Annotated in this window: 21 protein-coding genes; 10 read left to right on the forward strand and 11 right to left on the reverse strand. The window is 65.8% G+C overall.

Translation table 11 applies throughout. The features are described from left to right. Positions 1–6: 6 nt before the first annotated feature. Positions 7–1,080: an FAD-dependent oxidoreductase gene (locus J2X54_RS07560; RefSeq protein ID WP_310179560.1), complete on the reverse strand. Its 1,074-nt coding sequence runs from the start codon at positions 1,078–1,080 to the stop codon at positions 7–9. Positions 1,081–1,240: 160 nt separating this feature from the next. Here J2X54_RS07560 and J2X54_RS07565 point away from each other — a divergent pair, with 160 nt between their 5' ends. The 4 genes from J2X54_RS07565 to J2X54_RS07580 are packed head-to-tail and all read left to right on the forward strand — an operon-like array spanning position 1,241 to position 4,918. After that, positions 1,241–2,194, forward strand: coding sequence for a MerR family transcriptional regulator (locus J2X54_RS07565; RefSeq protein ID WP_310179561.1), 954 nt, complete (start codon positions 1,241–1,243; stop codon positions 2,192–2,194). Between the two features lie 28 nt (positions 2,195–2,222). Further along, positions 2,223–2,930, forward strand: coding sequence for a GTP cyclohydrolase I (gene folE, locus J2X54_RS07570; protein ID WP_310179562.1), 708 nt, complete (start codon positions 2,223–2,225; stop codon positions 2,928–2,930). A gap of 16 nt (positions 2,931–2,946) precedes the next feature. Continuing rightward, positions 2,947–3,372 (forward strand): BLUF domain-containing protein, encoded by a 426-nt coding sequence (locus tag J2X54_RS07575; RefSeq protein WP_070247689.1) that lies wholly within the window; start codon positions 2,947–2,949, stop codon positions 3,370–3,372. Positions 3,373–3,376: 4 nt separating this feature from the next. Continuing rightward, positions 3,377–4,918: a cryptochrome/photolyase family protein gene (locus J2X54_RS07580; RefSeq protein WP_310179563.1), complete on the forward strand. Its 1,542-nt coding sequence runs from the start codon at positions 3,377–3,379 to the stop codon at positions 4,916–4,918. Between the two features lies 1 nt (position 4,919). On the opposite strand, the gene J2X54_RS07585 is transcribed toward J2X54_RS07580, so the two are convergent. The 9 genes from J2X54_RS07585 to J2X54_RS07625 all read right to left on the reverse strand — a co-directional run bounded on the left by J2X54_RS07585 (position 4,920) and on the right by J2X54_RS07625 (position 16,056). Further along, the gene (locus J2X54_RS07585; RefSeq protein ID WP_310179564.1) at positions 4,920–7,022 is read right to left on the reverse strand and encodes a LamG-like jellyroll fold domain-containing protein; all 2,103 of its coding nucleotides are present in this window, start codon (positions 7,020–7,022) and stop codon (positions 4,920–4,922) included. An 81-nt stretch (positions 7,023–7,103) separates the two neighbouring features. Further along, a complete protein-coding gene (locus J2X54_RS07590; protein ID WP_310179565.1) occupies positions 7,104–8,354 on the reverse strand; it encodes a TerD family protein in 1,251 nt (416 codons plus the stop codon). Between the two features lie 109 nt (positions 8,355–8,463). Beyond that, the gene (locus J2X54_RS07595; RefSeq protein WP_310179566.1) at positions 8,464–10,794 is read right to left on the reverse strand and encodes a glycoside hydrolase family 2 TIM barrel-domain containing protein; all 2,331 of its coding nucleotides are present in this window, start codon (positions 10,792–10,794) and stop codon (positions 8,464–8,466) included. A gap of 205 nt (positions 10,795–10,999) precedes the next feature. Further along, a complete protein-coding gene (locus J2X54_RS07600; RefSeq protein WP_310179567.1) occupies positions 11,000–11,317 on the reverse strand; it encodes a type II toxin-antitoxin system RelE/ParE family toxin in 318 nt (105 codons plus the stop codon). Positions 11,318–11,325: 8 nt separating this feature from the next. Beyond that, positions 11,326–11,592: a type II toxin-antitoxin system Phd/YefM family antitoxin gene (locus tag J2X54_RS07605; RefSeq protein ID WP_070247683.1), complete on the reverse strand. Its 267-nt coding sequence runs from the start codon at positions 11,590–11,592 to the stop codon at positions 11,326–11,328. 60 nt (positions 11,593–11,652) lie between these two features. Next, complete coding sequence (locus J2X54_RS07610) at positions 11,653–13,950, reverse strand: xanthine dehydrogenase family protein molybdopterin-binding subunit (RefSeq protein WP_310179569.1); 2,298 nt, start codon at positions 13,948–13,950, stop codon at positions 11,653–11,655. Beyond that, entirely contained in the window at positions 13,947–14,996 is a 1,050-nt protein-coding gene (locus J2X54_RS07615) for a xanthine dehydrogenase family protein subunit M (RefSeq protein ID WP_208600028.1), read from the reverse strand. The genes J2X54_RS07610 and J2X54_RS07615 overlap by 4 nt, the downstream gene beginning before the upstream one ends. Beyond that, complete coding sequence (locus J2X54_RS07620) at positions 14,993–15,547, reverse strand: 2Fe-2S iron-sulfur cluster-binding protein (protein WP_310179571.1); 555 nt, start codon at positions 15,545–15,547, stop codon at positions 14,993–14,995. The genes J2X54_RS07615 and J2X54_RS07620 overlap by 4 nt, the downstream gene beginning before the upstream one ends. A gap of 95 nt (positions 15,548–15,642) precedes the next feature. Beyond that, positions 15,643–16,056 carry a hypothetical protein gene (locus J2X54_RS07625; protein ID WP_310179572.1) on the reverse strand — a complete coding sequence of 138 codons (414 nt, stop codon included), beginning with the start codon at positions 16,054–16,056 and terminating at the stop codon, positions 15,643–15,645. Between J2X54_RS07625 and J2X54_RS07630 the strand changes: the two genes are divergently transcribed. Both J2X54_RS07630 and J2X54_RS07635 read left to right on the forward strand, forming a co-directional pair. Further along, on the forward strand, positions 16,025–17,872 hold the full coding sequence (locus J2X54_RS07630; protein ID WP_310179574.1) for a rhamnogalacturonan lyase: 1,848 nt from the start codon (positions 16,025–16,027) through the stop codon (positions 17,870–17,872). The two genes, J2X54_RS07625 and J2X54_RS07630, sit on opposite strands and share 32 nt — an antisense overlap. A 74-nt stretch (positions 17,873–17,946) precedes the next feature. Beyond that, complete coding sequence (locus J2X54_RS07635; protein ID WP_310179576.1) at positions 17,947–18,294, forward strand: hypothetical protein; 348 nt, start codon at positions 17,947–17,949, stop codon at positions 18,292–18,294. 12 nt (positions 18,295–18,306) lie between these two features. Here the strand turns inward: J2X54_RS07635 and J2X54_RS07640 are convergent, their stop codons facing one another. Beyond that, a complete protein-coding gene (locus J2X54_RS07640; RefSeq protein WP_310179577.1) occupies positions 18,307–20,502 on the reverse strand; it encodes an ATP-binding protein in 2,196 nt (731 codons plus the stop codon). 257 nt (positions 20,503–20,759) lie between these two features. Here J2X54_RS07640 and J2X54_RS07645 point away from each other — a divergent pair, with 257 nt between their 5' ends. From J2X54_RS07645 to J2X54_RS07660, 4 genes are all read left to right on the forward strand, one after another. Then, on the forward strand, positions 20,760–21,287 hold the full coding sequence (locus tag J2X54_RS07645; protein ID WP_310179578.1) for a sigma-70 family RNA polymerase sigma factor: 528 nt from the start codon (positions 20,760–20,762) through the stop codon (positions 21,285–21,287). Continuing rightward, positions 21,287–22,291 (forward strand): FecR domain-containing protein, encoded by a 1,005-nt coding sequence (locus J2X54_RS07650; protein WP_310179579.1) that lies wholly within the window; start codon positions 21,287–21,289, stop codon positions 22,289–22,291. Before J2X54_RS07645 ends, J2X54_RS07650 begins: the two co-directional genes overlap by 1 nt. Before the next feature lie 81 nt (positions 22,292–22,372). Beyond that, positions 22,373–24,757 (forward strand): TonB-dependent siderophore receptor, encoded by a 2,385-nt coding sequence (locus J2X54_RS07655; protein ID WP_310179581.1) that lies wholly within the window; start codon positions 22,373–22,375, stop codon positions 24,755–24,757. Further along, positions 24,757–26,238 carry a PepSY-associated TM helix domain-containing protein gene (locus J2X54_RS07660; protein ID WP_310179583.1) on the forward strand — a complete coding sequence of 494 codons (1,482 nt, stop codon included), beginning with the start codon at positions 24,757–24,759 and terminating at the stop codon, positions 26,236–26,238. Before J2X54_RS07655 ends, J2X54_RS07660 begins: the two co-directional genes overlap by 1 nt. The last annotated feature ends 9 nt before the right edge of the window (positions 26,239–26,247 follow it).

Below are 26,247 nucleotides of genomic sequence, written 5' to 3' on the forward strand. Positions count from 1 at the left end.
TGTGCGTCAAGAAGATGCGGCGCAGGCCATGCTGGCGAGCACCTGCGCCGCCAGCGTCCGGCCGCTGAGCCATGCGTCTTCCACGCGGCCGCCGGCCAGCCAGTCGCCGCATACGCCCACCCGTACCGCCGGCAGCCAGATGGCCTCGCGCAGCACTGCGGGTTCACCGTCTTCGTCCACGTGGTTTTGCTGGATCGCTTGCGCGTTGTCCTGTTGGCCCCCGGCCCTGGCATACCGCCAGCGGTGCGCAGTCACCTCGTCAGGCGGCGGCGCGCCCAGCGCCGCAAACGCGGCCAGCAGCGCGGCGATCACGCTGTCGCTGTCGTCTTCCAGGTGCTGCGCGCTCCAGCCGGCAGTGGCCTGCAACACCCACGTCTCGCTGCCCTGCCGGCCGGGCTTGGAACCGTCGCGGGCGATCCAGCCGAGTGGCCCGTGGTTGACGAAAGCGGCATCGTAGCCGGGCGCAAAGCGGATTCCGGGCGTGCGGTAGCGCAGCATCAGGGTCCAGCGAGGCAGCATGTCGGTGGCGGTTTGCCGGGCGGTGAGCGGCAGCAGGGGCTGCAGCAGCACGGTGGCCTGCGGCGCCGGGATCGCCAGCACCACGGCGTCGTAGCGGTCGTCGTGCACGCCGTGTTCCTTGCTGTGCAGGCGCCAGCCGGCGCGGTCGTGCTGCATGTCGACGATGGTGTAGCCGCTGTGCACCCGCAGATTGGCCCCCAGCCAGCCGGCCGGTGCGCTCATGCGCGGTACGCCGACGAAGCGCGCGGTGCTGTCGGGCGCTTTGCGCGCGACGCTGCCATCTGCCTCCAGCACGGCCAGCCTCGGTTCCCACAGCGCCGCCACACCAGCGGTCTCCCAGCGCGCCACCTCGTCGCGGAAACGGTTGTCGCGCACCGTAAAATACTGGGCGCCGTGGTCGCACTGCCAGTCGTCACCCCGGCGCGTGCTCATGCGCCCACCAGGACCGCGCGCCTTGTCGAATACCGTTACGCGGTAGCCGGCGTCCTGTAAATGGCGCGCGCACGACAGGCCGGCCAGGCCCGCGCCGATCACCGCGATGTTTGGTCGGGTAGCTATCATGTTGAACTCCTTGGTTGCATGTTCTATCGATGTCCCAGTATACTGACCCGATTGACGCGTCATACGCCTGTATAGCCCCATAAAGCGGTTCAATACCGGGACAAACTGGCTCACATTCATGAAACTGTTAAAATGCGGCCATCGATCAACAAGGACCACCGTGGCAGACTCCGACGACAATTCGACCAGCACCGGCGCCGGCTACCGCAGCGGCGTGGCTGCGCGCCTGGCCGGCCTGCCGGTAGAGACGCTGCGCGTGTGGGAGCGGCGTTACGGCGTGTCCGACGCCGGCCGCTCGCCGCGCGGCCAGCGCCTGTATTCGTCCGAACAGGTGCGCCGCCTCGGCCTGCTCAAGCGCGCGGTGGACCAGGGCCATGCGATTTCCACCGTGGCGCGGCTGGACACCGACGAGTTGCTGGCGCTGACCGGGGTGGCGCCACCGGCGGAAAACGAACCGCGCCTGTTGCGCCTGGCCGTGGCTGGCGGCGCCCTCACGCGCCAGCTGGCGGCGGTGCGCACCGCGCCCGTGCTCGACATCGTGGCCAGTTGCCAGCACCTCGAACAGGCGCCGCAAGCGCTGGCCGGCACGGCCGCCGACCTGCTGCTGATCGAAGCGTCCGAGATGAACGCCGATGCCCTGCCGCTGGTCATGTCTACGCGCGCAGCATTGCAGGTGCGCGCGGTGGTGGTGCTCTACCGTTTTTGCGACAGCGCCACCGTGCGCCGCCTGCGCGAACAGGACTGCCTGGTGGCCCGGGCGCCGTCCGACGCCGCCGAAGTGGCGCTGCTGTGCGCCACTGCCTTTGCCGGCGGCGGCCGTCCGCCCGCGCCACCGGTCACACCGGCCGAGCCACGCCGCCTGACTGACCAGCAGCTGGCCGAACTGGCCGCCATCTCCACCACCATCGAATGCGAATGCCCGCGCCACCTGGCGGATATACTGCTGATGTTGACCAGCTTCGAGCGGTACAGCGCCCAATGCGTGAGCCGCAACGCCTCCGACGCCGCGCTGCACCAGGACCTGGCGCGCAGCGCCGGGCACGCCCGCATGCTGATGGAACAGGCGCTGGAACGGCTGGCCTATGCCGAAGGCCTGCCGCTGCCGCCCCGGTAGCACTTTTAATTTTTTGATTGGATTCCGCATGACCACCGAGCCGCAACCGGCATACCTGCCTGTCACCACCACTGCCTCCGAACGCATCCGCGCGCGGCTGGTGGCCAGCAAGACCCGCTTCCACGCCAACGACAACATCGCCGCCTATATCGAACCGGGCGAGCTCGATCAGCTGCTCGATGAAGTGAGCGGCCATATGCAGAAGGTGCTCGAGAGCCTGGTGATCGACACCGTGAGCGACCACAATACCCAGGACACCGCGCGCCGCGTGGCCAAGATGTATATGACCGAGGTGTTCGGCGGGCGCTACGTGGACATGCCGCCGGTGACCGAATTCCCCAACGCCGCCAACCTCAACGAGTTGATGATCATCGGTCCGATCACGGTGCGCAGCGCCTGCTCGCATCACCTGTGCCCGGTGATCGGCAAGGTGTGGATCGGCGTGATGCCCAACCAGCACTCGAACCTGATCGGCCTGTCGAAATATGCACGCCTGGCCAGCTGGATCATGAGCCGCCCGCAAATCCAGGAAGAAGCCGTGGTGCAGCTGGCCGACCTGCTGCAGGAAAAAATGCAGCCGGACGGCCTGGCCGTGATCATGGAAGCGGACCACTTTTGCATGCAGTGGCGCGGCGTCAAGGACATGGACGCGCGTATGATCAACAGTGTGATGCACGGCTCCTTCCTCAAGGACCCGGCGCTGCGCCGCGAGTTCCTCTCGCTCATCAAACGTTAATCTCCAGGAGATCCGCATGCTCGTCCGCCTTCTGTACGCCAGCCACGCCGCCAAAGAAACGCCTGCGGGCAGCATCACCGCCATCATGCAGCAGTCGCACAGCAACAACCCCAGGCAGGGCATCACCGGGGTGCTATGCCACAGCGAACGCCTGTACCTGCAAGTGATCGAAGGTGGTCGCGACCAGGTCAACGCGCTGTACGCCAAAATCCTGCGCGACCCGCGCCATACCGACGCCATCCTGCTGCACTACGAAGAAATCTGCGAGCGCCGCTATTCCGGCTGGACCATGGGCCAGGTCAACCTGAACAAGCTCAATCCCGGCACCCTGCTGCGCTACTCGGCGCTGCCCGAGTTCAATCCGCACGCGCTGTCGGGCAAAAGCTCGCTGGCGCTGATTGACGAGCTGATGGCGGCCGCCTCGGTCCTGGGCCGCGCCTGACATCTTGAGCACGGCGGCAACCACGCTCAAGCTGGTGCTGGGCGACCAGCTCAGTTGCCAGCACAGCTGGTTCAACACGCCGGACCCCGGCGTGGTGTTCGTGCTGATGGAAGTGCGGCAGGAAACCGACTACGTGCTGCACCACGCGCAAAAAATCATCGCCATCTTTGCCGCCATGCGCGATTTCGCACGGCGCCTGCGCAACGCCGGCCACCGCGTGCACTACCTGGCCATCGACGATGCCGACAACCTGCAGTCGCTGCCGGCCAACCTGGACCGGCTGCTGGCGCACTACCAGGCCGGCGAATTTTGCTGGCAGGCGCCCGACGAGTACCGTCTCGACCGTCAACTGGCCGACTACGCCGCCGCTTTGCCCATCCCCTGCGCGATGGCAGACACCGAACATTTCTACACCGCCCGCCACGAAGCGGCGCAGTTGTTCGACGGCCGCGCCAGCTGGGTGATGGAACACTTCTACCGCCACATGCGGCTGCGCCACAAGGTGCTGGTCTCGGACACCGGCAAACCGGCGGGCGGCCAGTGGAACTTCGACCACGACAACCGCGCAGCCTGGAAAGGCATACCGTGGGAACCGGCCGATCTGCGCGCCTCGCACGACCACAGTGCGCTGTGGGCGACGATCGAGGCATCGGGTGCAGCCAGCTTTGGCGCGCCGAATGCGGCCGACCTGCGCTGGCCGCTGAACCGCGAGGAAGCGCTGGCGCAGCTGGAACGCTTCGTCCAGCACGCCCTGCCCCATTTCGGCCAGTACCAGGACGCGATGAGCTTCAAGGCCTGGCGCCTGTTCCACTCGCTGCTGTCGTTCGCCATGAACGTCAAGATGATCGCGCCGTACGAAGTGGTGGACCGCGTGGTGCAGGCGCTTGCCGACGGCGCGGCGCCGCTGGCGGCGGTGGAAGGCTATGTGCGGCAAATCCTCGGCTGGCGCGAATATGTGCGCGGCGTGTACTGGCATCGCATGCCCGGCTACGATCAGCTGAACACCTTCGGCCACCAGGAACCGCTGCCGCACTGGTTCTGGTCGGGCGACACGCGCATGCGCTGCCTGGCCACGGCGATTGGCCAGTCGCTCGAGCATGCGCACGCGCACCACATCAACCGCCTGATGGTGATCGGGAATTTCTCGCTGTTGGCCGGCCTGTCGCCGCAGGCGCTGCACGGCTGGTACCTCGGCGTGTACATCGACGCCTTCGAATGGGTGGAACTGCCCAACACGCTGGGCATGAGCCAGTTTGCCGACGGCGGGCTGCTGGCGACCAAGCCGTATGTCTCGAGCGCGGCGTATATCGACAAGATGAGCGATTACTGCAAGGGGTGCCACTACGATAAAAAGGCCCGCACCGGTGAGCGCGCGTGTCCGTACAACGCGCTGTACTGGGATTTTTTCGACCGCAACCGGGAGCGGCTGGCGGGTAATCACCGGCTGGGGATGGTGTACCAGCAGCTCAAACGCATGGACGGGCCGGTGCTCGATGCGGTACGGGAGCAGGCGGCGCGCACACGTCGCGGTTTGGCCGAGTTGTAGATCAGGATCGCCGCGCAGTCAGCCACTGCGCCGGCTTCAATGCACCGGACGCCACGCGGATCTCGCCGATATTGCCGAAGAACCCGTCGGCGCGCTCGCCATCCCACGAACCGCCCCCCACCACCCACGGCGACCGGGCCGACAGCGTCGCCAGCCCAACCACGTTGCTGCTGTTGCGCAGCACCGGTGCGCCTTCCACGTACATTACCGTGTCGTGCGTGACCGGGTCGTTGACGATGGCGACATGGACCCAGGTGCCGGCGATGATCTCGCCCGACCAGCTGGCCAGCCCGCCGCGCGCGCCGCTCACATCGGGTACGACCTCCCACTGCACTTCGCGCAGGCTGGAGATGGCAAACAGCAGCGGCGGCGATTCGGCATCGCCACCGTTAAAGCCTGCCAGGTCGCCGCGCTTGCCGTCGCGCGTCATGATGTTCATCCAAGCGTGCTTCGAATTGACCCAGGCCGGGTTGATCTTGATGAAGGCCTCGATGGTGTAGCCGGTGGTGGCAAAGGTCTGGGCGTTGATCGCGGCCGCCGCGTCGGTGACGAAGTAGCTCAGGCGCGGCAAGTTCTTGTCGGTGTTGATGAAGCTGACCGAACCGGGCGCCGACGACAGGCGGTGGCGGTCGGTGCTCCAGACGATGTCGCCCGCTTCGGCATTTTTCACGCCGTTGACATTGAGCGCATCGCGCACCAGCGGGTTGGCGCCGGTGACGTCGGCAATCCGGGTGCCCGGCGCCACGGCCGCGCCGTCGGCGCCGCCGAAGAAGCGCCAGTGCGCCACCGTCGATGCCACTTTCGGATAATCGTCGGCATCCTTGGGCACCACCGGTTCGACCACCGCCGGTTCCGTGTAACCCTTCAGTACCATCGCCCTGGCCTGCTCCACCAGCGAAGACGCCACCGTGGCCTGGCCCACGCCGAAGGTGGGATTGAAGCGCGCAAAGCGCTTGGCAAAATCGATATCGATGGTGAAGGCCTGGTTGGCTTCGGTAAGCACCGCGCGGTCGAAGGCATTGAGCGTGTCGGCCGGTTTCATCGGCACCCATGGCGAGAACGACAGCACCTTGATCTGCTTGTTGGTCAGATCGAATTCGTACAGGCGCATCAAGCCGTTGCCGCCCTGGTAGGCCATCTGGTAATCGACCACCATTTCTTCGACCGGGTTGCCGAAATTGTTGGTCTTGGTCAGGCGCGCGGCGCCGTGGTGGTGGCCGTTCAGTGTCATGAAAATCTGGTCGTTATCGCGGATCAGCTTTTCCCACAACATCTTGCCGTAGTCGGTTTCCAGCGGCGTGACCGCGTCCGGGGAGATATTCATCAGCTGGTGGTTGACCAGGATGACCGGCAGCGTCGGATTGTCGGTGATAACCTTGCGCGCCCAGGCGATGCCAGCGTCCGAGATGCGCCACGACAGCGACAGCACCAGGAAGCGCTGGTCCTGCGCGGTGAAGATGTGGTACTCGTGGAAGCCGCTCGGATCGCGCGCACCGAAGGTGGCCTGGCGCTGGGCGCGGCGCGCACCGAACCATTGCAGGTAAGGCTCGTTGGCCAGCACGCGCTGGGCGTCGGTGCCGCGCGACTGGTCGCCGTTGTAATCGAGGTCGTTCAGGACGTCGTGATTGCCGGCCAAAATCGAGTACGGCAGCTTGGCCACTTCCAGCACCTGCATGGCGCTGTCGGCTACCTTCCATTGTTCCGGCTTGCCCACCTGGTCGACCACGTCGCCGAGGTGGATCAGGAACGGGATGTTGAGCGCCTGGGCGTTGCGCGCCACCCAGTTGGTCTGCGCGGCGAACGGCTCGTTGCCGTAGTGGCGCTGGTACTGGTTGCTCTCGCCCGAGGTGGCGTAGCGCGCATAGAACTGGGTGTCGGGCAGCACGGCCAGGGCGAAGCTCGAGATTTTCGCGGCTGGTGTCGGCGTTGGCGCCGGCGCTGGCGTGGCGCTCACCGCGTCGCTGCCGCCGCCGCAACCGGCCAGCAGGCCGCCGACCGACAGGGTCGAGGCTGAAGCGAGGCCCATTTTCAGCAGCGTGCGGCGGCTGGTTTGCGGTTCGTTGCTTGGTTCGTTGCTTGGTTCGTGGTTGACTTGGTTGGGCATGACCGGCTCTGGAAAGGTGGGAATGCCACGCATTCTAGAGCCGGGAAGTTACACGCCCATGACAGACTTCATAAAGAATAGTTACCCTTTGGAACCAGCACGCCAGCGCAGCTTGAAGCCGTACTTGGTGCCCAGCACCTCGTGGCCGCTGATCTTGCCGTCACCGGACACGTAGTCCACCAGCTTGGTCACCTGCAGCTTGCCGCCCTGGTTTTCGATCATGGCGATTGCGCACATCGGCTGGTTGCCACCGTGGTCGAGGCGTACTTCCACTGGCGGCTGGTTCGGCACTTCGATCAGTACCACGCCGTCGGTGGCGGCCCAATTCGGTACGCCCTCGTAAATGAAACTGAAGATCAGCACGCGGCCGATTTCGTCGAAGCGGTCGCCATTGATATAGATGTTTTCGCCATCGCTGACCGCGCCGCTGCGATCGTCCCCGGCCAGGTGGATGTACGGCGGGCGGTCGAATGCACCCCAGCTTTCGCCCAGCGCCTGCACGCCGCCCGGAGTGCCGTCGCGCAGCTCGAACAGGCAGGCCAGGTCGAGGTCGATGCCCTTGGGCTTGTCGCCGCCGGTCAACTTGGCGAAGAAGCCGGTCTTGGCCTGCTGCTCCTGCGGACGCTGGTTCCAGTTCAGGTTGACGCGGATCTTGCCGAAGCCGCGCGCGGCGCCCTTCTCGAGCGAGATCTTGTCGCCGCGCTTTTCCAGCGTGATTTTCGACAGCGAGATTTTGGGCGCGGGGACTGGTGCTGGGGCCGGAGCCGGAGCCGGTGCGGCAGCGGGATCAGCGGGCGCAGGGGCCCGGACCGGCGCGGCTGCGGCAGCCTCGGTGCCGCCAAAATGCGCCAGCAACGCAGCCATGCCGCCGTTGAAGCCCTGGCCCACGGCGCCGAAACGCCAGGCGCCATCGCGGCGATAGACTTCGGCCAGGATCACGGCCTTTTCGTCGGCAAAGTCGGCGCCGGCCAGGGGGAACGTGGCGGCGCCGCCGATGGTGATGCTGCCGGGAGCGATGGCGCGCATGGTGCCGCCACCATCGAGCGCGCCGGTAAATACCAGCCGCTCGATCGAGGCCGGCAAGGCGTCCAGGTTGAGCTGGAACCGGGCGGCGCCCGCCGACAGCGTCAGGCGCACCGCGCCTTCGGGGCTGGCCAGCTGGTTGTAGAACACCATGTAGCGGTCATCGGACAGCTTGCCTTGCGCATCGAGCCCGAAGCACGACAGGTCGATGGTGACACCCGGCGCCTGCAGCGCCACGTCCACCGCCACGTTGCTGCCGCAACCGAGGTCCGCCAGTTTGCCTTTTTGACCGCGTCCGAAAGTAACCATGTGCACACTACCTTTTTTCAAGTGATCGTGTGCGCCATGCTAACGCATAAGCGCGTCGCCCGGTAGTGAACGCAGCGACGCGTGCGCGCCACCGCGCCGGGGCATACTGCTAGAGGCTGCCGCGCAAATTGGCGCCATCGGCAGCGATCGTGCCCTTGCCACCGCTGGCGCCCACGCGCACCAGCACGCTGGCGATGCCGCCCTCGGTGGTGACGGTGGCAGGACCGACGATCTCGTAAGCGCCGCCGGCGGTGAACTTTACCGACTGGCCGTTGCCGGCCACCAGGTTGCCCTTGGCATCGACAACCCTGGCGCGGATGAACACCAGGTCGCCGGTTGCCGATTTCACGCCCAGGTCATCCACCGATACGTCCAGTTTGGCGCCCTCGCTGGCGGTACGCACCACGTGCTCGGCTACCTTTTTGCCACCGAGGTAAGCGACCGCCTTCAGTTCACCGGCAGCGAACTGGCCGGCGTCGAACTCCAGCGGTGGATGCTTGAGGTTCGGATGCAGCTTGGTGGGCGCGCTCTTCACGCGACCCAGGCTTTTACCGTTGAGGAACAGCTCCACTTCGTCGGTGTTGGCGAACACGCGCACCTTGGGCGAGGAATCCTTGTCCCAGTGGCTGGCGATGAACACCATCGGGCCACCGCCCCACTTGCCCGATTCCAGCGCGCTGCGCTGCGAGCGGAAGAACTCGTTGGAAAACTTCGGCAAGCGGTCGATGGTCATGATGCCGGACGACTCCAGGTCGGGTGCGTAGCCACGGCCGTAGTCGAACATCACCCAGTAGCCATCGGCAACCGCGCCGGTATTGAAATTGTCGTCGTGCGATTCGGCCAGGTTTTTAGCCTGCTGCAGCAGGCGGGTTTCGCCGTCGGCCAGCAACTGGCGGCTGCTGCGGTCGGCCGCCTTCAGGTCGCCCCAGGCGGTCTGGTTGAAGCCCGCGTTCATTGCGTAGTATTCCCAGTCGCCGTATTCGGAAACGATCAGCGCCTTGTCGGGCTGCGGGCGCTTGTCCTCCAGGCGGTGCTGGCGCGCTTGCAGGTACACGTCGTAGGTCTGCGGCACCCAGCCGGCCGAGTAGACATGGTCGCCCGGGAACTCGGTGTGCACGGTCTTGTGCAGTTTTTCCACCAGCGCGTCCGGCATCTGGGTTTCGTTGAGCGAGCATTCCCAGGCCAGCACGCTGGCGTGGTTGCGGTCGCGGCGCACCATGTCGGTACAGGTCTTTACTACCTGGGTGGTGAAGGCCGGATCGGGATTGAAGTACTGCCAGCCCGGAATGCCCGGCACCACCATGATGCCCAGTTCATCGGCAGCGGCCATGAACGCCGGCGAATGCGGGTAGTGCGACAGGCGGATGTAGTCGAAACCGGCGCGCTTGATCAGCAGCGCATCGCGGTACTCGGCCTGCGGCGACAGCGCATAGCCGACGTATGGATATTCCTGGTGGCGGTTGACGCCGCGCAGGAAGGTCTGCTCGCCGTTGATCAGCAGCTTGCCCTTGCTCATCTCGATGCGGCGGATGCCAACGCGGGTTTTCACCAGGTCCGATTGCCCCTTGCTGGCAACCGTGGTCTCCAGCGCATACAGGTTGGGCGCCTTGGGCGACCACAGTTGCGGACGATCGACCTTGAGGTCGCGCGTGACGTGGCGACACTCGCCAGCGGCCAGGCTGACTTTCTCGGTCGCGTCGGCCACGCGGCTGTTTTTGCCGAGCAGGCGGTGGCGCAGCTCGGCGGTGCGCGGCTCGGTCGCGGTATTGCACACTTCGGCCTTCACGCGCACGGTCGCCGACGCCTTGTCGATCTGCGGATAGGTGACGAAAATGCCGCCGCCCGCCTCGATATTGGACAGCATCTCGTCGCTGATATGCACGGCCGGCTTGATGGTGAGCGTGACGTCACGGTAGATGCCGCCGTACTGGATGTAGTCGAGATCCTTCAGCGGCTTGGGACCGGTAATGGCGTTGTCTTCGTTATTGATGCGCACCACCAGCTCATTGCCGCCGCCCGCTTTCAGGTGCGGCGTCACATCATACGAGAACGGCAGGTAGCCGCCCAGGTGCTGGCCCAGGTGCTTGCCGTTGACCCATACGTCGGCGACGTTCATCGCGCCTTCGAAACGCAGGATGGCCTGTTCGCCCGGCGCCACCTTGGCGTCGAAACGCTTCTTGTAGAACGCCGTGCCCTGCCACGAATTGACCGGCACCTTCGCTTCCAGGCGCGCCGTGTGCGGCAGGTTGACGCGGCTCCAGCCATTGGCGGGCACCTGCTCGACAGTGGCGGCGACCTTGGCGTCGTCGCGGTAAAAGTCCCAGGACTGATTGAGGCTGGTGGCGCCGATGGTGGCTGCGCTGGCCGACGATGCAACCGCCAGCGCCAGCAAACCGATGGTCGGAAACTGCTTTGTAAGCCTCAAGATAAAACTGGTCATAGTGCCTGGAACTCCCAAAAAAATACCGCATAACTAGGATCGGACAAGCTGTGACCGGGCGCCAGTGGCGCCCGGTCCAGTTATCACGGCGCAGTATATCGAGTATTGATTTGGGGCGCGGTGCGTATACAAATTATTCATGGGTAGAGAGAACTTTGTTATACGCACACCATCCCGGGTAGCGGGAGGCATCCCGCATTCCCCTTTATATATCGAAGAGTCGCTGAAAGAGATGTGATCTGAAGTCCATATTGCTGTGTATGAACATGTGAACCAGTACCTTCTCATCATCAAACTCATAGACGACCTTGGTCTGTCTTACCAAACGCATTCTGAAGTTCTCCCCGCCCACGCCCTCAAGTTCGGTAATGTTTTTGCCGCCGTCAGCGTTCAGTCCAACTTTCCTGATCGACTCTTTGAACTCCGCATTGACTTCGTCCCAAACCAGGTCGCCGAAATCCCTTTTGACATAGCGCTTAATTTTTCGGAAGTCTGCTTTGGCGACATCGAGGACGATAACCATCCTCGTTTTCATTCTTCGTTATCCATCTCTTCGAAGAATGACTGCGCGTCCTGATAGCGGCCTTGTTCAAACTCTTTACGGCCGAGAGCAATCAACTTGAGCAAAGCCAGTGTCTCTTGCTGCTTCTCGTACTCGTGAATGTCCATGACAACCATTTTCGCCTCACCATTTTGAGTGATGATGAGCGTTTCGGGGTTGGTCGCAAACTCCTTGACGATGTCGGCCGCATTGGATTTCAAGTACGAAATCGGCTTGATACTGGTGGCAAGGCTCATGGTCGGCTCCTGGTTGGCGTGGGTCTGCCGGCCTATTATAGTCCGAATTTAGCCGGCTTCTTACCCGCGCATCACCTTCTCCGGCGTCATCGGCGTACTGCGCACCCGCTGCCCGGTCGCATGGTAAATGGCATTGCACACGGCCGCCGCCACGCCCACCTGGCCGATCTCCCCTACTCCCTTGGCACCGATGCGGCTGACGATGCGGTCGTCTTCTTTCACGAAGATGACGTCGATGTCGTGGATGTCGGCGTTGACCGAGACGTGGTACTCGGACAGGTTGTGGTTCATGAAGCGGCCCAGCCGGTGGTCGCAGTGGGTCTCCTCGTGCAGCGCCTGGCCGATGCCCCATACCACCCCGCCGATGATCTGGCTGCGCGCAGTCTTGGCGTTGATGATGCGCCCCGCCGCCACCGCGCTCACCACCCGCGTCACGCGCACGGTGCCGAATTCGGGATCGACGCGCACTTCGACGAACACCGCCGAGTGGGTGGCGCGCTGGAATTTCATCTGCTTGAGCATATTGGGCAGCATCAGGTATTTTTCCTCGAGCGGCTGCTCGATGCCGGCCAGGATTTGCGTGAGCGGTACGCTGGTGCCGGGGATGTTGCGCAACCGGACCACGCCGTCGACAAACTCGACGTCGGCCAGGCGCGCGCTGGCCAGCGGCGAACCGGCCATTTCCCTGGCACGCTTGAACACGGTTTTCTGCAGTTTTTCGCACACGCCCGCCACCGCCGAACCCACCGTGGCAACGTGCGAGGAGCCGCCCTCGATCGGCGCCACCGGCAAAGTGGAGTCGCCGAGCTGGAAGCGCACTTTTTCCAGCGGCAGGCCCAAGGCCTCGGCGGCGATGATGCACATCGCGGTATAGGTGCCGGTGCCGATGTCGGATGCGGCGCTGCTGACCACCAGGCTGCCGTCCGCGTGCAGCACGGCGCTGGCGCGGGCGAACATCTGCATGGCGTCCCACATGCCGGTAGCCATGCCCCAGCCGATCAACTCGCGCCCCTCGCGCATGGAGCCAGGCTCCAGGGGCCGCTGGTCCCAGCCGAAGCGCTGCGCGCCTTGCAGGTAGCATTCGCGCAGCTCCTTGGTGGAATACGGCAGGCCATGGGACGGATCGATCTCGGCGTAGTTTTTCAGGCGCAGCGCCAGCGGGTCCATCTTGAGCGCGTACGACAATTCGTCCATCGCCACTTCCAGCGCATGCACGCCGTGGGCGGCGCCTGGTGCGCGCATGTCCATCGGGCTGGCGTGGTCGAGATCGACGATCTTGTAACCGAGGCGGATATGCTCGCACGCATACAGTTCGCCCGACCAGTTGACCACGACTTCCACGTAGTCCTCGTAGCGCGAGGTTTCGGCCACCGCTTCGTGGACGATGGAGGTCAGCGTGCCGTCGGCATCGGCCGAGAGCTTGAGGCGCTGCTGGGTTTCCGGACGGTGGCCGAAGGTAAACATCTGCTGGCGCGTGAGCACCACCCGCACCGAGCGCTCGAGCTTGAGCGCAGCCATCACCGCCAGCGGCAACTGGTACTGCGGGCGCAGGCCGGAGCCGAACGCGCCGCCCACGTAAGGGTTGCGCACGGTGACCTTGTCTTTCGACAGCCCGAACACGTGCGAGACGTACCAGCGGCTGTTCTGCGAACTTTGGGTTTTATCGTAAATCGTCAGGTGGCCGTCGGCGCCGTGGATGACGGTGGTGGCGAACATCTCGAGCGGGTTGTGGTGTTCCACGCCGCTGTAATACGAAGCTTCGATTTTTACGGCGGCCTTGTCCCACACTTCATCGGGATGGCCCTTGACGTCGGGCGGCGGCGTGTAGCCGGCCTTCAGGCGGCTCGGCTTGTGGGCGCGGCCCTGGTGTTCGAGCAAATACGTCTCATGCGGTTGCACGTCGTACTCGACCCGTACCAGCGCCGCCGCATGGCGCGCGGCCTCGAAGGTGTCGGCCACCACCAGCGCCACCGGCTGGCCGCTGTAGTGCACTTCGTTGTCGTACAGCGGACGATAGGGCGAGCCGCCGGGCGCGGTCATGTCCTTGTAAAAAATATCGAATGAACGGATCTTGGGGCGGTTCTCGTGCCAGATCACGTCCACCACGCCGGGCACCGCCATGGCCGCCTCGGTGTGGAGGGCCCTGATATGGCCCTTGGCGATGGCGCCGCTCACCACCACGCCGTACAGCAGACCAGCCTCGCTGGCGCCAGCATCTGGCGTGTATTCAGCGGCGTAGCGCGCCTGGCCGGTTACCTTGTCGCGGCCGTCCACGCGCGAGACGGCGTCGCCGATGCGCACCTGGCCGGCGCCGGGGTCCGCACTCGGGGTGCGCAATGCCTGGATCAATACGGTCATACTGGTGCCTCGTTTTCGGTCAGTTCTGTGGTGTTGTCGTGGGTGCCCTCGACCGCCTGGGTCAGGGCGCGGATCACGGCGCGGCGCGCCATGGTCACCTTGAAATCATTCTGGCCTTGCCCTTGGGCGCCGGCCAGCAGCACGTCGGCCGCTTCGGCAAACGCGGTTTCATCGACCTGGCGGCCGATGAGGACCGCTTCGGCGGCCGGCACGCGCCAAGGTTTGTGGGCCACGCTGCCCAGCGCGATGCGGGCGTCGCGTACCTTGCCGTCCTCCCCGACATCGAGCATGGCCGCCACCGACACCAGCGCGAACGCATACGAGGCGCGATCGCGGAATTTCAGGTAGGCCGAGTGGCGCACGAACTGCGCTGCCGGCGGCAGGTCGATATGCGTGATCAAATCGCCGGCGGCCAGCACCGTGTCGCGCTCGGGCTGTTCGCCAGGCAGGCGGTGGAAGTCGGCAAAGTCGATGCGCCGCTCGCCGGCGCTGGAACGCACGCACACCACCGCATCGAGCGCAGCGAGTGCCACGCACATGTCGGACGGATGGGTGGCGATGCACTGCGCGCTGGCGCCCAGGATAGCGTGCTGGCGCGTGAGGCCGCCGATGGCCGAGCAGCCGGTACCCGGCGCCCGCTTGTTGCACGGCGTGGTGGCGTCGTAAAAATAGTGGCAGCGCGTGCGTTGCAGCAGGTTGCCGCCATTGCTGGCCATGTTGCGGATCTGCGGCGAGGCGCCGGCCAGGATGGCGGCGGTCAAGACCGGGTACTGTGCGCGCACCAGCGGGTGGTAGGCGGTATCGGCATTGCGGGCGATGGCGCCCAGGCGCAAGCCACCATCGGGTGCAGCCGTGATCTGGTCCAGCGGCAGCGCATTGATGTCGACCAGCTGCTGCGGTCCCATCACGCGCTCCTTCATCAGGTCGAGCAGGTTGGTGCCGCCGGCGATGACCTTGGACGGCGCGGCGTTGGCATCCACACCCGCGTAAAGATGGGACAGAGCGCCGCTCACGTCCAGCGGCGCCACGTAGGTGACCGGGTTCATGCCGGCACCGTGCCAGGCTGGAATGGACGCGCCGGGTCGTCGTGGCCCGGTATGCCCATCACCTCGGTGACGGCCGCCACGATGCCGGGGTAGGCGCCGCAGCGGCAGACGTTGCCGCTCATCAGCTCGCGTACCTGGGCGGCGGTGCAGGCATTGCCTTCGTTCATCAGGCCCACGGCCGAACATAGCTGGCCCGACGTGCAATAGCCGCACTGGAAGGCGTCGTTGTCGATGAACGCCTGTTGCAGCGGATGCAGTTGGTTACCGTCGGCCAGGCCTTCGACCGTGGTGACCTCCTTGCCGTTTTGCATCACGGCCAGCGTGAGGCAAGAGTTAATGCGACGGCCACCGACCAGCACGGTGCAGGCCCCGCACTGGCCGTGGTCGCAGCCCTTCTTGGAGCCGGTCAGGCCTGCATGTTCACGCAGCAAGTCCAGCAGCGTGACCCAGGCTTCGACGCGGAAGTCGTGCTCACGGCCGTTGATGTTGAGGGTGAGCGGATACGTTTGCACGGCAGCGCGAGGGGGCGCAATTGTTTCGGGAGCGTTCATGGCGGACTTTGCAATGATGATGGAGTGTCACCACTGTAGCCCCGCACGCTGCCACGCTTTGTGGGACAACTAACACTGTCCCGATGCGCACCGAATTATTCGGCTGCCATGCCCGCCTTGACGTCGCGGCACGACACCTTTTTGCCTTTTTTCATCTCGGCTGCTTCGATCCGTTGGCAGTCGGTGTAGTCCGCCACCACCACGAACACGTAGCCGACGACGGACAGCGCCACGGCAGCCATGGCGGCGAGGATGAGGATCTTGGTTAGCTTCTGGGAGGACATGGAATTCATCAAAAACAGGAGGCGGACGCCGATGATACCACGCACCGCCAGCAGCAAAAAACAACAACATTGCTCGACAAGTTGACTATTAAGCTCTGGGGCGGTTTGCGATGGTGACTTGCATTTTCCCTGAGGTACCGTAGTCAGGCCCGCGTCACGGGCCCATAACCATATTCCAAATGGAGACAAACCCATGAACTTACGCATCGCCTCGGCGGTATCCATCCTGGTCGCCACGCTGGCAGCCGGCACGGCGCCAGCCGCCAACAAGCAGATCGAACGGCTCAATCGCGGCGCCGTCGCCATTGCCTCGGGCAACGGCGTGTTCGTCAGCTGGCGCCAGCTGGCCACCGACGCCGCCGGCACTACCTTCAATGTCTATCGCGACGGCATCAAGATCACGGCCACGCCGCTCAACGCGCTCAATTTCAGCGACAGCGTGGGCAACGCCGGCAACCAGTACGCGGTGCGCGCGGTGGTGGGCGGCGTCGAACAGGCCGCCTCGCAGTTCGGCGCCGGCGTCACCTGGGCCCAGCCGTATAGATCGATCCCGGTGCAGGCGCCAGCCGGCGGCACCACGCCCGACGGCGTCGCCTACACCTACGAGCTCAACGACGGTTCACCGGCCGACCTCGACGGCGACGGCACCTACGAGATCGTCGTCAAGTGGCAGCCGACCAATGCCAAGGACAATTCGCAGTCGGGCTACACCGGCAACACCTACCTCGATGCGTATCAACTCGACGGCATGCGCCTGTGGCGCATCAACCTGGGCAAGAATATCCGCGCCGGCGCCCATTACACCACCTTCCTGGCCTACGATTTCGACGGCGACGGCAAGGCCGAGGTGATGGCCAAAACCGCTGACGGCACCGTCGACGGCCAGGGCACGACCATCGGTTCGGCCAGCGCCGACTACCGCTCCAGCGCCGGCTATATCCTGACCGGACCGGAACTCCTCACCGTGTTCAATGGCCAGACCGGCGCCGCCATGAAAACCGTCAACTACCTGCCGGCGCGCGGCACCGTCTCGAGCTGGGGCGACAGCTATGGCAACCGGGTGGACCGCTTCCTCGGCGGCGTCGCCAACCTCGACGGCGCCCGCCCGAGCGCGGTGTTTTCGCGCGGCTACTACACGCGCGCCGTGATTGCAGCGTGGGACTGGCGTAACGGCAATCTCACCAGCCGCTGGGTGTTCGACACCGACGCGGCCGGCAGCGCCGCGCGCGGCCAGGGCGCGCACTGGTTTGCCACCGGCGATGCCGATGGCGACGGCAAGGACGACATCGTGTATGGCGCGGCCACCATCGGCAGCAACGGCCAACTGCTGTACGCCACCGGCCTGGGCCACGGCGACGCCCTGCACTTCGGCAAATTCGACCCGAACCGCAGCGGCCAGCAAATCTACATGGTCCACGAAAGCCCGGGCAGCTACGGCGCCAATGGATCCGGCATGCACGATGCCGCCACCGGCGCGCTGCTCTGGGGCGCCAGCGGCTCGAACACCGACGTCGGCCGCGGCGTGTGCTTCGACATCGACCCCAACCACGCCGGCGCCGAATGCTGGGCCAGCCGTGGCGGCCTGCGCACGGTCACCGGCACGCAATTGAGCACCAGCGCGCCCGGGTCGATGAACTTCGGCGTGTGGTGGGACGGCGACCTGCTGCGCGAGCCGCTGGGCAGCACCATCGTGCAAAAGTGGAATCCGGCCACGTCCAGCATGAACAACCTGCTCGACCTGGGCGCCTACGGCGGTGCGACCAACAACGGCACCAAGGCCACGCCGGTGCTGACGGCCGACCTGTTTGGCGACTGGCGCGAGGAAATCGTGGTGCGCAACAGCAGCAATACCGCGCTGCTGGTGTTCAGCACCGCGATTCCGACCAGCACCCGCATTACCACGCTGATGCACAATCCGCAGTACCGCAGCCAGGTGGCGGGCCAGAACGCCGGCTACAACCAGCCGCCGCACCCCAGCTTCTACCTGGGCAACGGCGCCACCTCGTTCCCGCAGGAACCGGTGCAAGTGACGGCGCAGTAAGTCCTTGATCCGTGGCGTGTTTTGCAGGCTTGAGGTTGCTTGACGACCGCGAGCCTGCGCTCTACGATGACTGGATGGACATCGAACATCGCGACGTCAGGCTGGAAGAATTTGCTGCCGTCATCGGCGAACGGTTGGCGCGTATCGAATCGCGCCTCGATGAGACTGCCACCAAGGCTGACCTGTCCGATTTACGTGCAGAGCTGCGGGCGGAAATACACAGCAGCGCCAACGACACCATCCGCTGGATTGTCGGGGTGGGCATCGGGCTGGGCGTGACCGGCATCACCATCATCACCTTTGTACTCAACAACGCCACCCCAAAAGCACCGCCGACACCATCCGCACCGATCACCATTTACGCCCACCCCGCGTCACCTGCAGCACAGGCGCCGGCACCGTTCGCGCCACGGCAACCGTAGCCGCGCTGCGTGCTAACTCACCGTCGTCGCCGCCTGCAAATCCTCGAGCGACGCCGGCTTGGTCAAGTGCAAGTCGAAGCTGGCCGCATACGCCCGTTCCACGTCATCCTTCTGGCCATAGCCGGTCAGCGCCACCAGCCGCACCGCCGTGCCGCCCGCTTCCGCGCGGATGGCGCCGGCCAGCGCGTAGCCGTCCATATCGGGCAGGCCGATGTCGAGGATGGCCACCTGCGGCAGGCAATCGCGCACGGCCGCCAGCGCCGCCGCGCCGCTGTGGGCGGTGCGCACCGCGTGGCCCATCAGGCGCAGGAGCTCCGCGCCTGCGTTGGCGGCATCGACGTTATCGTCCACCAGCAGCACCTGCAACGACACTTGCGCCGAGGGCACGCCGGCCGGGACGGCAGGTTGCGGCGCCGCCGCCAGTGGCAGCACCACCTCGAAACAGCTGCCCTCGCCCAGGCCGGCGCTGCTGGCCGTGACCTGGCCGCCGTGCAGTTCGACGATCTTGCGCACGATCGCCAGACCGAGCCCGAGACCGCCGGTGCGGCGCGCCAGCGATTGCGGCGCCTGCTGGAACGGCTCGAACACGCGAGTCAGCAGCTCGGTATTCATGCCGATACCGTCGTCGCTGACCACCAGCCGCGCGTGGACCGCGTCGGCAGTCAGCGTGACCTGCGTGGCGGTGCTGCCGAAGCGGGCGGCGTTCGACAGCAGGTTGTTGAGCACCTGGGTCAGGCGGCTGTCGTCGCCCTCCACCCACACCGCCTGCGGCAGGCTGCTCGATACCGGCTGGTCGGCCACCGCCGCCACCGCGTGGCGCACCACGTCGGCCAGGTTGAGTGGATGCACGTCGATCTGCAACTTGCCGGAGATGATGCGCGAAACGTCAAGCAGGTCGTCCACCAGGCGCCGCAGGTGATTGACCTGGCGCCGCATCACACCGCGCTCGCGGCGGCTGGCCTGGTCGTTGCGCAAGTCGAGCAGATCGAGCGAGGTGACGATGGGGCTGAGCGGATTGCGCAGCTCGTGGCCCAGCACGGCCAGGAAATCGTCCTTGGCGCGGCCGGCCTGGCGCGCATCGGCCAGCGCCGCCTGGTGACTGGTGAGGGCCTGGTTGAGCGAGTCGAGCAGCAGCTTGCGTTCGTGCTCGCGGGTGTTGCGCTGGGAATCGGCAAGCGCCAGCGCTGCGCTGATCTGTTCGACCTCGGTAATCAACGAGGTCGAGTACGTGAGGGCGCCCCCCGACCCCAGCGCGGCGGCGTTTTGCTGCAGGGCACGGATGGTATCGACCAGCCGCGCCGACAGCAGCGACGCCAGCGCGATCGCCACCAGCAGCGAGACGGCGATGCCGGCGCCGTACATGCCCAGCCCCTGCATGGCTGCGGCAGTCAGTTGTTCTGCGGGCCGGCCCACGACCGCGAGCCAGTTAAAGTGCGACAAGGTGGTGTAGGCCGTGACCATGTCCTGGCCCTCGGTGGTGCGGGCCGTGCCCACCCCCTCGGCGCCGTTGGCAGCCATCAGCGTGAGCAGCGAGGCGCTCGGTGGCGCGCCCACGCTGCCGTCCTGGTTGCGCGAGCGCGCCACCACCGACTGGCTGCTGTCACGGATCGCGGTGACGGCGCCGCCCAGCGCCTGCTGTCGATCGAGCAGGCGCACCATGCGGTCGGGGCGGATCACGGCGGTCAGGATATACAGTTTGCCTGACACGGTGATCACCGGCACCCGCACCGGAAACGCCGGCTGGCCGCGCAGGCCCCGAACGATACGCCCGACCACCGGCTGGCGCGTGGTGAGCGCTTCGCGCAGGCTGACGGGATCGGCCAGCGGCGGCGGCCGGGCGCCGTACGGGTCCATGGTGCGCCACAAGACCTTGCCGGTATTATCGGTGAGGATTACGCCCATCCACTCCGGCTGGGCCTTGACCAGCGTGCCGGCCACGCCGTGGAAGGCCTGCAAGTCGCCGTCCTGCAACTCCGGCGCCCGCCCCAGCCCGGTGAGGATGGCCACTGCACTGTCCAGCTCGGCGTCGGCCGCGCTCGACAGCGCCCGCGCCAGGTCCAGCATCAGGCGCTTTTGCTCGCGCTGCTGGTACTCGCTGGCGTTGTGGATGCTCCAGGCGCCCAGCAGCGCCAGCGGCAGCAGCCCGATCGCGGTGAGCATGATCAGCAGGTGCCGCAGGGGCCAGGTACGCCGGGAGCGAGGAAGCATGGAATGGTTCAGTACAGAGATCGAAAGTCGGTCCGGCAGTTTAACTTAAGATAACTGTTGTTGCACCCCCGCTTGCAAGCTAGAAGCGGCTGCCCAGTTGCACGTACACGGGTCAACCATCGTAATGAGAGGTATTCTCATGATCCGGTAAATGGCCCCTTGTGCCAAACACTGTCGCAAGCACATTGCAATGCTTGTGGCGTTGCGCCGAATGAATTTATAATAATGAGAATTATTCTCAACTATGGTGACTTCGCATGGCGGCATCTCCTCCCGGGCAGCCACAATTGCATACGCTGTACGCCGAGCACCACGACTGGTTGCAGGCCTGGCTGCGCAACAAGCTGGGGTGCCTGTTTACCGCGCAGGACCTGGCCCAGGACACGTTTTTGCGCCTGGTCGTGCGGCCGCGCGAGCTCGATGCAGGGCAAAATCCGCGCGCCTACCTCACCACCATTGCCAAGGGCCTGGTGGTGGACCACTGGCGCCGCGCCGAAATAGAGCGGGTGTGGGTGGCCGCCATGCTCGAACGCCCGGAAACGATCCAGCCGTCGGCCGAGCACCAGGCCATCATCGTGGAAACCCTGGTCGAGGTCGATCGCATCCTGGCCACCTTGGCCGACAAGCCGCGCCAGGCCTTCCTGCTGGCGCAACTGCAAGAACTTACTTACGCGGAGATCGGGGAACGGCTAGGCGTGTCCGAGCGCATGGTCAAGAAGTACATGGCGCAGGCCATGCTGCACTGTTTGTCGGCCGGTGCAGCTTTCCGCGCCGCGCTGGCCTGATGTCGATGCAGCGCCGCCACGAGCACGAGCACGAACTGGAGATTAGGTACGCCACCTTGGAACAGGCGGCCGAATGGTTCGCCATATTGCGCTCGGGCCGGGTAACAGACGACGAGCGGCAGCGCTGGCAGGACTGGCTGGCTGCCGATCCCGGCCACCGCCAGGCCTGGGCGCGGGTGGAAGCGATCAGCGACGGCGTAGCGATCGTCCGCGTGATGCCGCAAGCGGCCGGCGCCGCCCTGCACGCGGCCAGTGAAGTGCGCCAGCGCCGAACGCTGCTCAAGACCATGGCGCTGGCTGCGGTGACGGTCGGCGTCGGCTGGCAGGTAGCGCGCCAGGAAAGCGTACGTAACCTGGTGGCCGGCCTGGCTGCTGCGCACCGCACCGGCACGGGCGAGACCCGCCAGGTGGAGCTGGCCGACGGCACCCGGCTCTGGCTCGATACCGGCACCGTGGTAGGCGTAAAGTACGACGCCGGCCAACGCTTGCTGGTGCTGCACCAGGGGGTGATCCTGGTGGACACCCATGCCGATATCGTGCACCCGGCGCGCCCCTTCATCGTCAACAGCCGCCAGGGCGCCATGCGCGCGCTGGGCACGCGCTTCGTGGTGCGCCAGCTTGACGACGGCGAGACCGAGCTGGCCGTGAGCCAGGGTCGGGTGGAAATCACCGTGTTCGAGGGTCCGTCACGCGTGATCGCTGCTGGCGGACAAACCTGTTTTACCCGGCACGTCATTGCCTCTACCGAGGCCATTGAACCGGCGCGCGACGCCTGGACAGAGGGCATGCTGATCGCCCAGGACATGCCGCTGGTGCAGTTCCTGGCGCAGCTGTCGCGCTACCGCTCCGGCCACTTGGGCTGCGACCCGGCACTGGCCAAGCTGCGCGTGGTGGGCGCCTTCCCGCTCGGCGACACCGACCAGGCGCTGGCCATGCTGGAGGCAGCGTTGCCGGTAAGGGTGACCTACACGCTGCCGTGGTGGGTGACGGTGAGCGCAAAATAGTTTTATGAGAGCGGTTCCCTTTTTGTCGCGTGGTTCGGAAAGCTCTGTGAAGACAGACATACCCCTTTTCCGAAAGTGCTCATGACCTATTTCGCTCTCCGCCCCCTGATGGGCCTGCTGGCCGCCGTCACCGCCACCATTGCCTGCGCCGCCGACACCGTCCCGCGCACCTACAACATTCCCGCCGGCCCGCTTAATGCCGTGATCGCCCGCTACTCGGTGGAGTCCGGGGTGTACGTGGCGGCCGACGGTGCCCTCACCGGCGGCAAGACCAGCCCCGGCGTGCAAGCCACGCTGGCGCCGCACGAAGCCCTGGCCCGCCTGCTGGCCGGCAGCGGCCTCGAAGCGGTGCCGCAAGGCGCGGGCCGCTACATCCTGCGCCAGGGCGCGGCGCCGCAGGCCGTGCGCACCGGCGCGCCCGCCGTGGCTTTGCCGGCGGTGACCGTCACCGGCGAGCGCGAGACGCCGCTGGGCCACGTCGATGGCTACGTGGCCCGCCGCAGCGCCACCGCCACCAAGACCGACAGCCGCCTGATCGACAATCCGCAATCGGTGTCCGTGATCACCGCCGACGAACTGGCCGACCGCAAGGTGGAAACCCTGGACGAAGCACTGCGCTACACGGCCGGCGTCACGCCCAATATGAAGCCGTGGGCGGTCGATGAATTTTCGATGCTGCGCGGCTTCGAACTGGGCACGGCCGGCATCTTTCGCGACGGCCTGCTGACTTCCGGCCGCGCCTACGCCGCCCCGATCGAACCATACGGCCTGGAACGCCTGGAAGTGCTGCGCGGCCCGGCCTCGGTGCTGTACGGCCAGTCGCCGCCGGGCGGCATGATCAACGCTGTCTCCAAGCGGCCGTCGGCCAGCGCGATCCGCGAGATGGGCATCGAATACGGCACCTACGACCGCAAGCAGGTCAAGGCCGACCTGGGCGGCGTGATCGACGCAGACGGTGCCTGGACCTGGCGCACCACCATGCTGGCGCGCGAATCGGGCACCCGGCTCGACCTCGACCGCGATGACCGCGTATTTTTCGCACCCGCCATCACCTGGCAAGCGGGCGCCAACACCCGCCTGACCCTGCTGGGCCAGTACCAGAAGGACAACCAGGCGTACGCCTGGCCCAACCAGTTGCAAAACCCGGGCCTGCGCGGCCAGCCGGCGCCCAGCCTGAACATGGGCGGGCGCGACAACCGCTGGAAGCGCGAGAATGTCGCACTCGGCTACGAGTTCGAGCACCGCTTCAACGACACCTGGAGCGTGCAGCAGAATGTCCGCTACACCAAGCTGGACCGCAACGAGACCAACGTCTTCCCCCGCGTACTGCAAGCCAATGGCACCATGACGCGGCTGTTCTACCCGCGCAGCTCGCACTGGCGCGGCCTCCAGGCCGACACCCGCGCCCAGGCCGCGTTCCGCACCGGCGAGTTGGCGCACAATGTGCTGGTCGGTGTCGATTACGCCAACAACAAGACGGTGGACCGCTTCCCGTACGCGATCTCGCCGATGCCGGCCCTGGACCTGACCAACCCGGTCTACGGCGAGCGCCAGGCGCCGGTGGCGTCCACCAGCCCGCGCAACGAGCGCTATCCGCTCAGGCAACTGGGCCTGTACGTGCAGGACCAGGTGAAATGGGACCAGTGGGTGGTGACGGCGGGTCTGCGCCGCGACCGCGCCGACAATTCGAACACCCAGGAACTGCCGCTGGCCGGCACCTCGAAGCAAACCTACGACCAGTCGGCCAGCAAGACCACCGGCCGCGTGGGGGCGGTGTACCTGATGCCGTCGGGCTGGGCGCCGTATGTCAGCTGGTCGACCTCGTTTGCGCCGCAGATTGGCCGCGACATCAATAACAATATGCTCAAACCCTCGACCGGCCGCCAGCTGGAAGCCGGCCTGCGTTACCAGCCAGACCAGGGGAATGTCAGCTACACCGCGTCGGTGTTCAACCTGGTGCGCAAGAACGTGATCACCGCCGCTGCACAAGACCCGGACGCGCTGGTGCAAAGCGGCGCAGTGCGCTCGCGCGGGCTGGAACTGGAAGCGCGCGCCGACCTGGCGCGCAACCTGAGCGTGGTGGCGCAGTACACCTACCTCGACACCGAGATCACCGAGAGCAACAACGGTGATCGCGGCCTGCCGCAGCAAAGCGCGGTCAAGCATAGCGCGTCGGTGTGGACACGCTACCAGCACAAGCTGAACGACACGTGGCTGGCCAACGCCGGCCTGGGCCTGCGCTATTACGGCAAGGCGCGCTCATCGCTCGACTATGGCAACGTCAATCTGACCAATCCGTCGTTCGGCATGCTGGACCTGGCGTTCGGGCTCGAGCGACAGTCGTGGCGCTATTCGCTCAACGTCAACAATCTGCTCGACAAGCAGGTATTGCTCGATTGCGACGGCACCTTCTGCTACCGCAACGCCGAGCGCACCGTCAACGTGAGCGCCAGCTACCGCTTCTGATGGAAACGAAGGCGCCCGGCCTGCGCCAGGCGATGGCCGGCTTGCACGCGTGGGCCGGCGTGCTGGCGGGCTGGCTGCTGTACGCAATCTTCGTCACCGGCGGCATCAGCTACTTCCGCGAGGAGCTCACGCAGTGGCTGCGCCCCGAACTGCCGGCGCGGCCGGCCGTGCTCGACCAGGTGGCGGCGACGCAGCACGCGCTGGCCACGCTGGCGCGCGTTGCGGTCGGCGCCGACCGCTGGCAAATCGACCTGCCCGTGCCGCGCAACAACGTGATCGAAGCGTCGTGGGAACGCGGCGATCACCGCGAACGCGCCCTGCTTTCCCCCGCCGACGGCGCCCAGTTGCACCCGCGCGCCACCCACGGCGGCGAATTCTTTTACTATTTTCACTTTCAGCTGCACTACCTGCCTGGCACGCTGGGGCGCTGGATCGTCGGGCTATGCGCAATGATGGCTCTGGTGGCGCTACTCAGCGGCGTGATCGTGCATCGGCGAATCTTCAGCGACTTTTTTACTTTCCGTCCCGGCAAGGGCCAGCGCTCGTGGCTGGACGCCCACAACGTCAGCTCGGTGCTGGGCTTGCCGTTTTACGTGATGATCGTATATACCGGGCTGGTCACGCTGATGCTGACCTATATGCCGTGGGGCGCGCTGGCGGCGTTCGGCCAGCAACAGGCACGGCCAGCGATGGCCATGGCCATGCAGGCGCGCTTCGAGACGCCGGCATGGCGCAACCTGGCAGCGCCGCCCGTCCCCATCGCGCCATTGATGGCGCAGGCCAGTTTGCGTTGGGGTAACGACAGCATAGGCCGCGTCATCGTGATGCATCCCGGCGATGCGGCGGCGCGGGTGGCAATCGTGCGCGGCGATGGCGGCAGGATCTCGGTCGCACCGGCGTACCTGCTCTTCCATGGCGTGACCGGCGCGCTGCTGGGGGAGCGCGCGCGCAGCGGACCGGTGCTGACCACCTGGGGTACGGCCTATGGCTTGCACTTGGGACGCTATGCCGATTCGGCGCTGCGCTGGCTGTATTTCGGCAGCAGCCTGCTGGGCGCGGCCATGGTGGCGACCGGACTGGTGCTGTGGACCGTCAAGCGCCGCAGCAAGCCCAGCGCTGCGCTGACGTGGCTGCGCTTTACCGAGGCGGGCAACGCCGCGTGCGTGGCGGGATTGCTGGCGGCGGTGCCCACCTTCCTGCTGTCGAACCGGCTGCTGCCGCCGGACCTGGGGGACCGTGCGCAATGGGAGGTGCACAGCTTCTTCCTGTGCTGGGGCGCGGCAACGCTATTCGTCGGCTGGCGCGGGGGGCGAGAGTCGTGGCGCGGCTTGTGGCGGTTAGCGGCCATGCTCTGGATTGCGTTGCCGATGGCAGATTACGTTCAACTTGGCCAGCCAGCACGTCCGCTGTTCATCGGCTTCGATAGTGCATTCGCCATGATGGGGCTGCTCTGCGCATATCTCGGCTTGCGAACCCGGTAGCTGGGAAGC

Origin of the sequence: Duganella sp. 3397 (assembly GCF_031456625.1) — a bacterium.
In the GTDB taxonomy this organism is placed as follows: Bacteria; Pseudomonadota; Gammaproteobacteria; order Burkholderiales; family Burkholderiaceae_D; genus Rugamonas; species Rugamonas phyllosphaerae.

Excerpts from the sequence above, each read along its gene's own strand:
- J2X54_RS07560 (WP_310179560.1), bottom strand. The coding sequence starts at position 1,080 with ATGATAGCTACCCGACCAAACATCGCGGTGATCGGCGCGGGCCTGGCC.
- folE (WP_310179562.1), top strand. The coding sequence starts at position 2,223 with ATGACCACCGAGCCGCAACCGGCATACCTGCCTGTCACCACCACTGCC.
- J2X54_RS07575 (WP_070247689.1), top strand. The coding sequence starts at position 2,947 with ATGCTCGTCCGCCTTCTGTACGCCAGCCACGCCGCCAAAGAAACGCCT.
- J2X54_RS07585 (WP_310179564.1), bottom strand. The coding sequence starts at position 7,022 with ATGCCCAACCAAGTCAACCACGAACCAAGCAACGAACCAAGCAACGAA.
- J2X54_RS07590 (WP_310179565.1), bottom strand. The coding sequence starts at position 8,354 with ATGGTTACTTTCGGACGCGGTCAAAAAGGCAAACTGGCGGACCTCGGT.
- J2X54_RS07595 (WP_310179566.1), bottom strand. The coding sequence starts at position 10,794 with ATGACCAGTTTTATCTTGAGGCTTACAAAGCAGTTTCCGACCATCGGT.
- J2X54_RS07600 (WP_310179567.1), bottom strand. The coding sequence starts at position 11,317 with ATGGTTATCGTCCTCGATGTCGCCAAAGCAGACTTCCGAAAAATTAAG.
- J2X54_RS07605 (WP_070247683.1), bottom strand. The coding sequence starts at position 11,592 with ATGAGCCTTGCCACCAGTATCAAGCCGATTTCGTACTTGAAATCCAAT.
- J2X54_RS07610 (WP_310179569.1), bottom strand. The coding sequence starts at position 13,950 with ATGACCGTATTGATCCAGGCATTGCGCACCCCGAGTGCGGACCCCGGC.
- J2X54_RS07615 (WP_208600028.1), bottom strand. The coding sequence starts at position 14,996 with ATGAACCCGGTCACCTACGTGGCGCCGCTGGACGTGAGCGGCGCTCTG.
- J2X54_RS07620 (WP_310179571.1), bottom strand. The coding sequence starts at position 15,547 with ATGAACGCTCCCGAAACAATTGCGCCCCCTCGCGCTGCCGTGCAAACG.
- J2X54_RS07630 (WP_310179574.1), top strand. The coding sequence starts at position 16,025 with ATGAACTTACGCATCGCCTCGGCGGTATCCATCCTGGTCGCCACGCTG.
- J2X54_RS07625 (WP_310179572.1), bottom strand. The coding sequence starts at position 16,056 with ATGGATACCGCCGAGGCGATGCGTAAGTTCATGGGTTTGTCTCCATTT.
- J2X54_RS07635 (WP_310179576.1), top strand. The coding sequence starts at position 17,947 with ATGGACATCGAACATCGCGACGTCAGGCTGGAAGAATTTGCTGCCGTC.
- J2X54_RS07640 (WP_310179577.1), bottom strand. The coding sequence starts at position 20,502 with ATGCTTCCTCGCTCCCGGCGTACCTGGCCCCTGCGGCACCTGCTGATC.
- J2X54_RS07645 (WP_310179578.1), top strand. The coding sequence starts at position 20,760 with ATGGCGGCATCTCCTCCCGGGCAGCCACAATTGCATACGCTGTACGCC.
- J2X54_RS07650 (WP_310179579.1), top strand. The coding sequence starts at position 21,287 with ATGTCGATGCAGCGCCGCCACGAGCACGAGCACGAACTGGAGATTAGG.
- J2X54_RS07655 (WP_310179581.1), top strand. The coding sequence starts at position 22,373 with ATGACCTATTTCGCTCTCCGCCCCCTGATGGGCCTGCTGGCCGCCGTC.
- J2X54_RS07660 (WP_310179583.1), top strand. The coding sequence starts at position 24,757 with ATGGAAACGAAGGCGCCCGGCCTGCGCCAGGCGATGGCCGGCTTGCAC.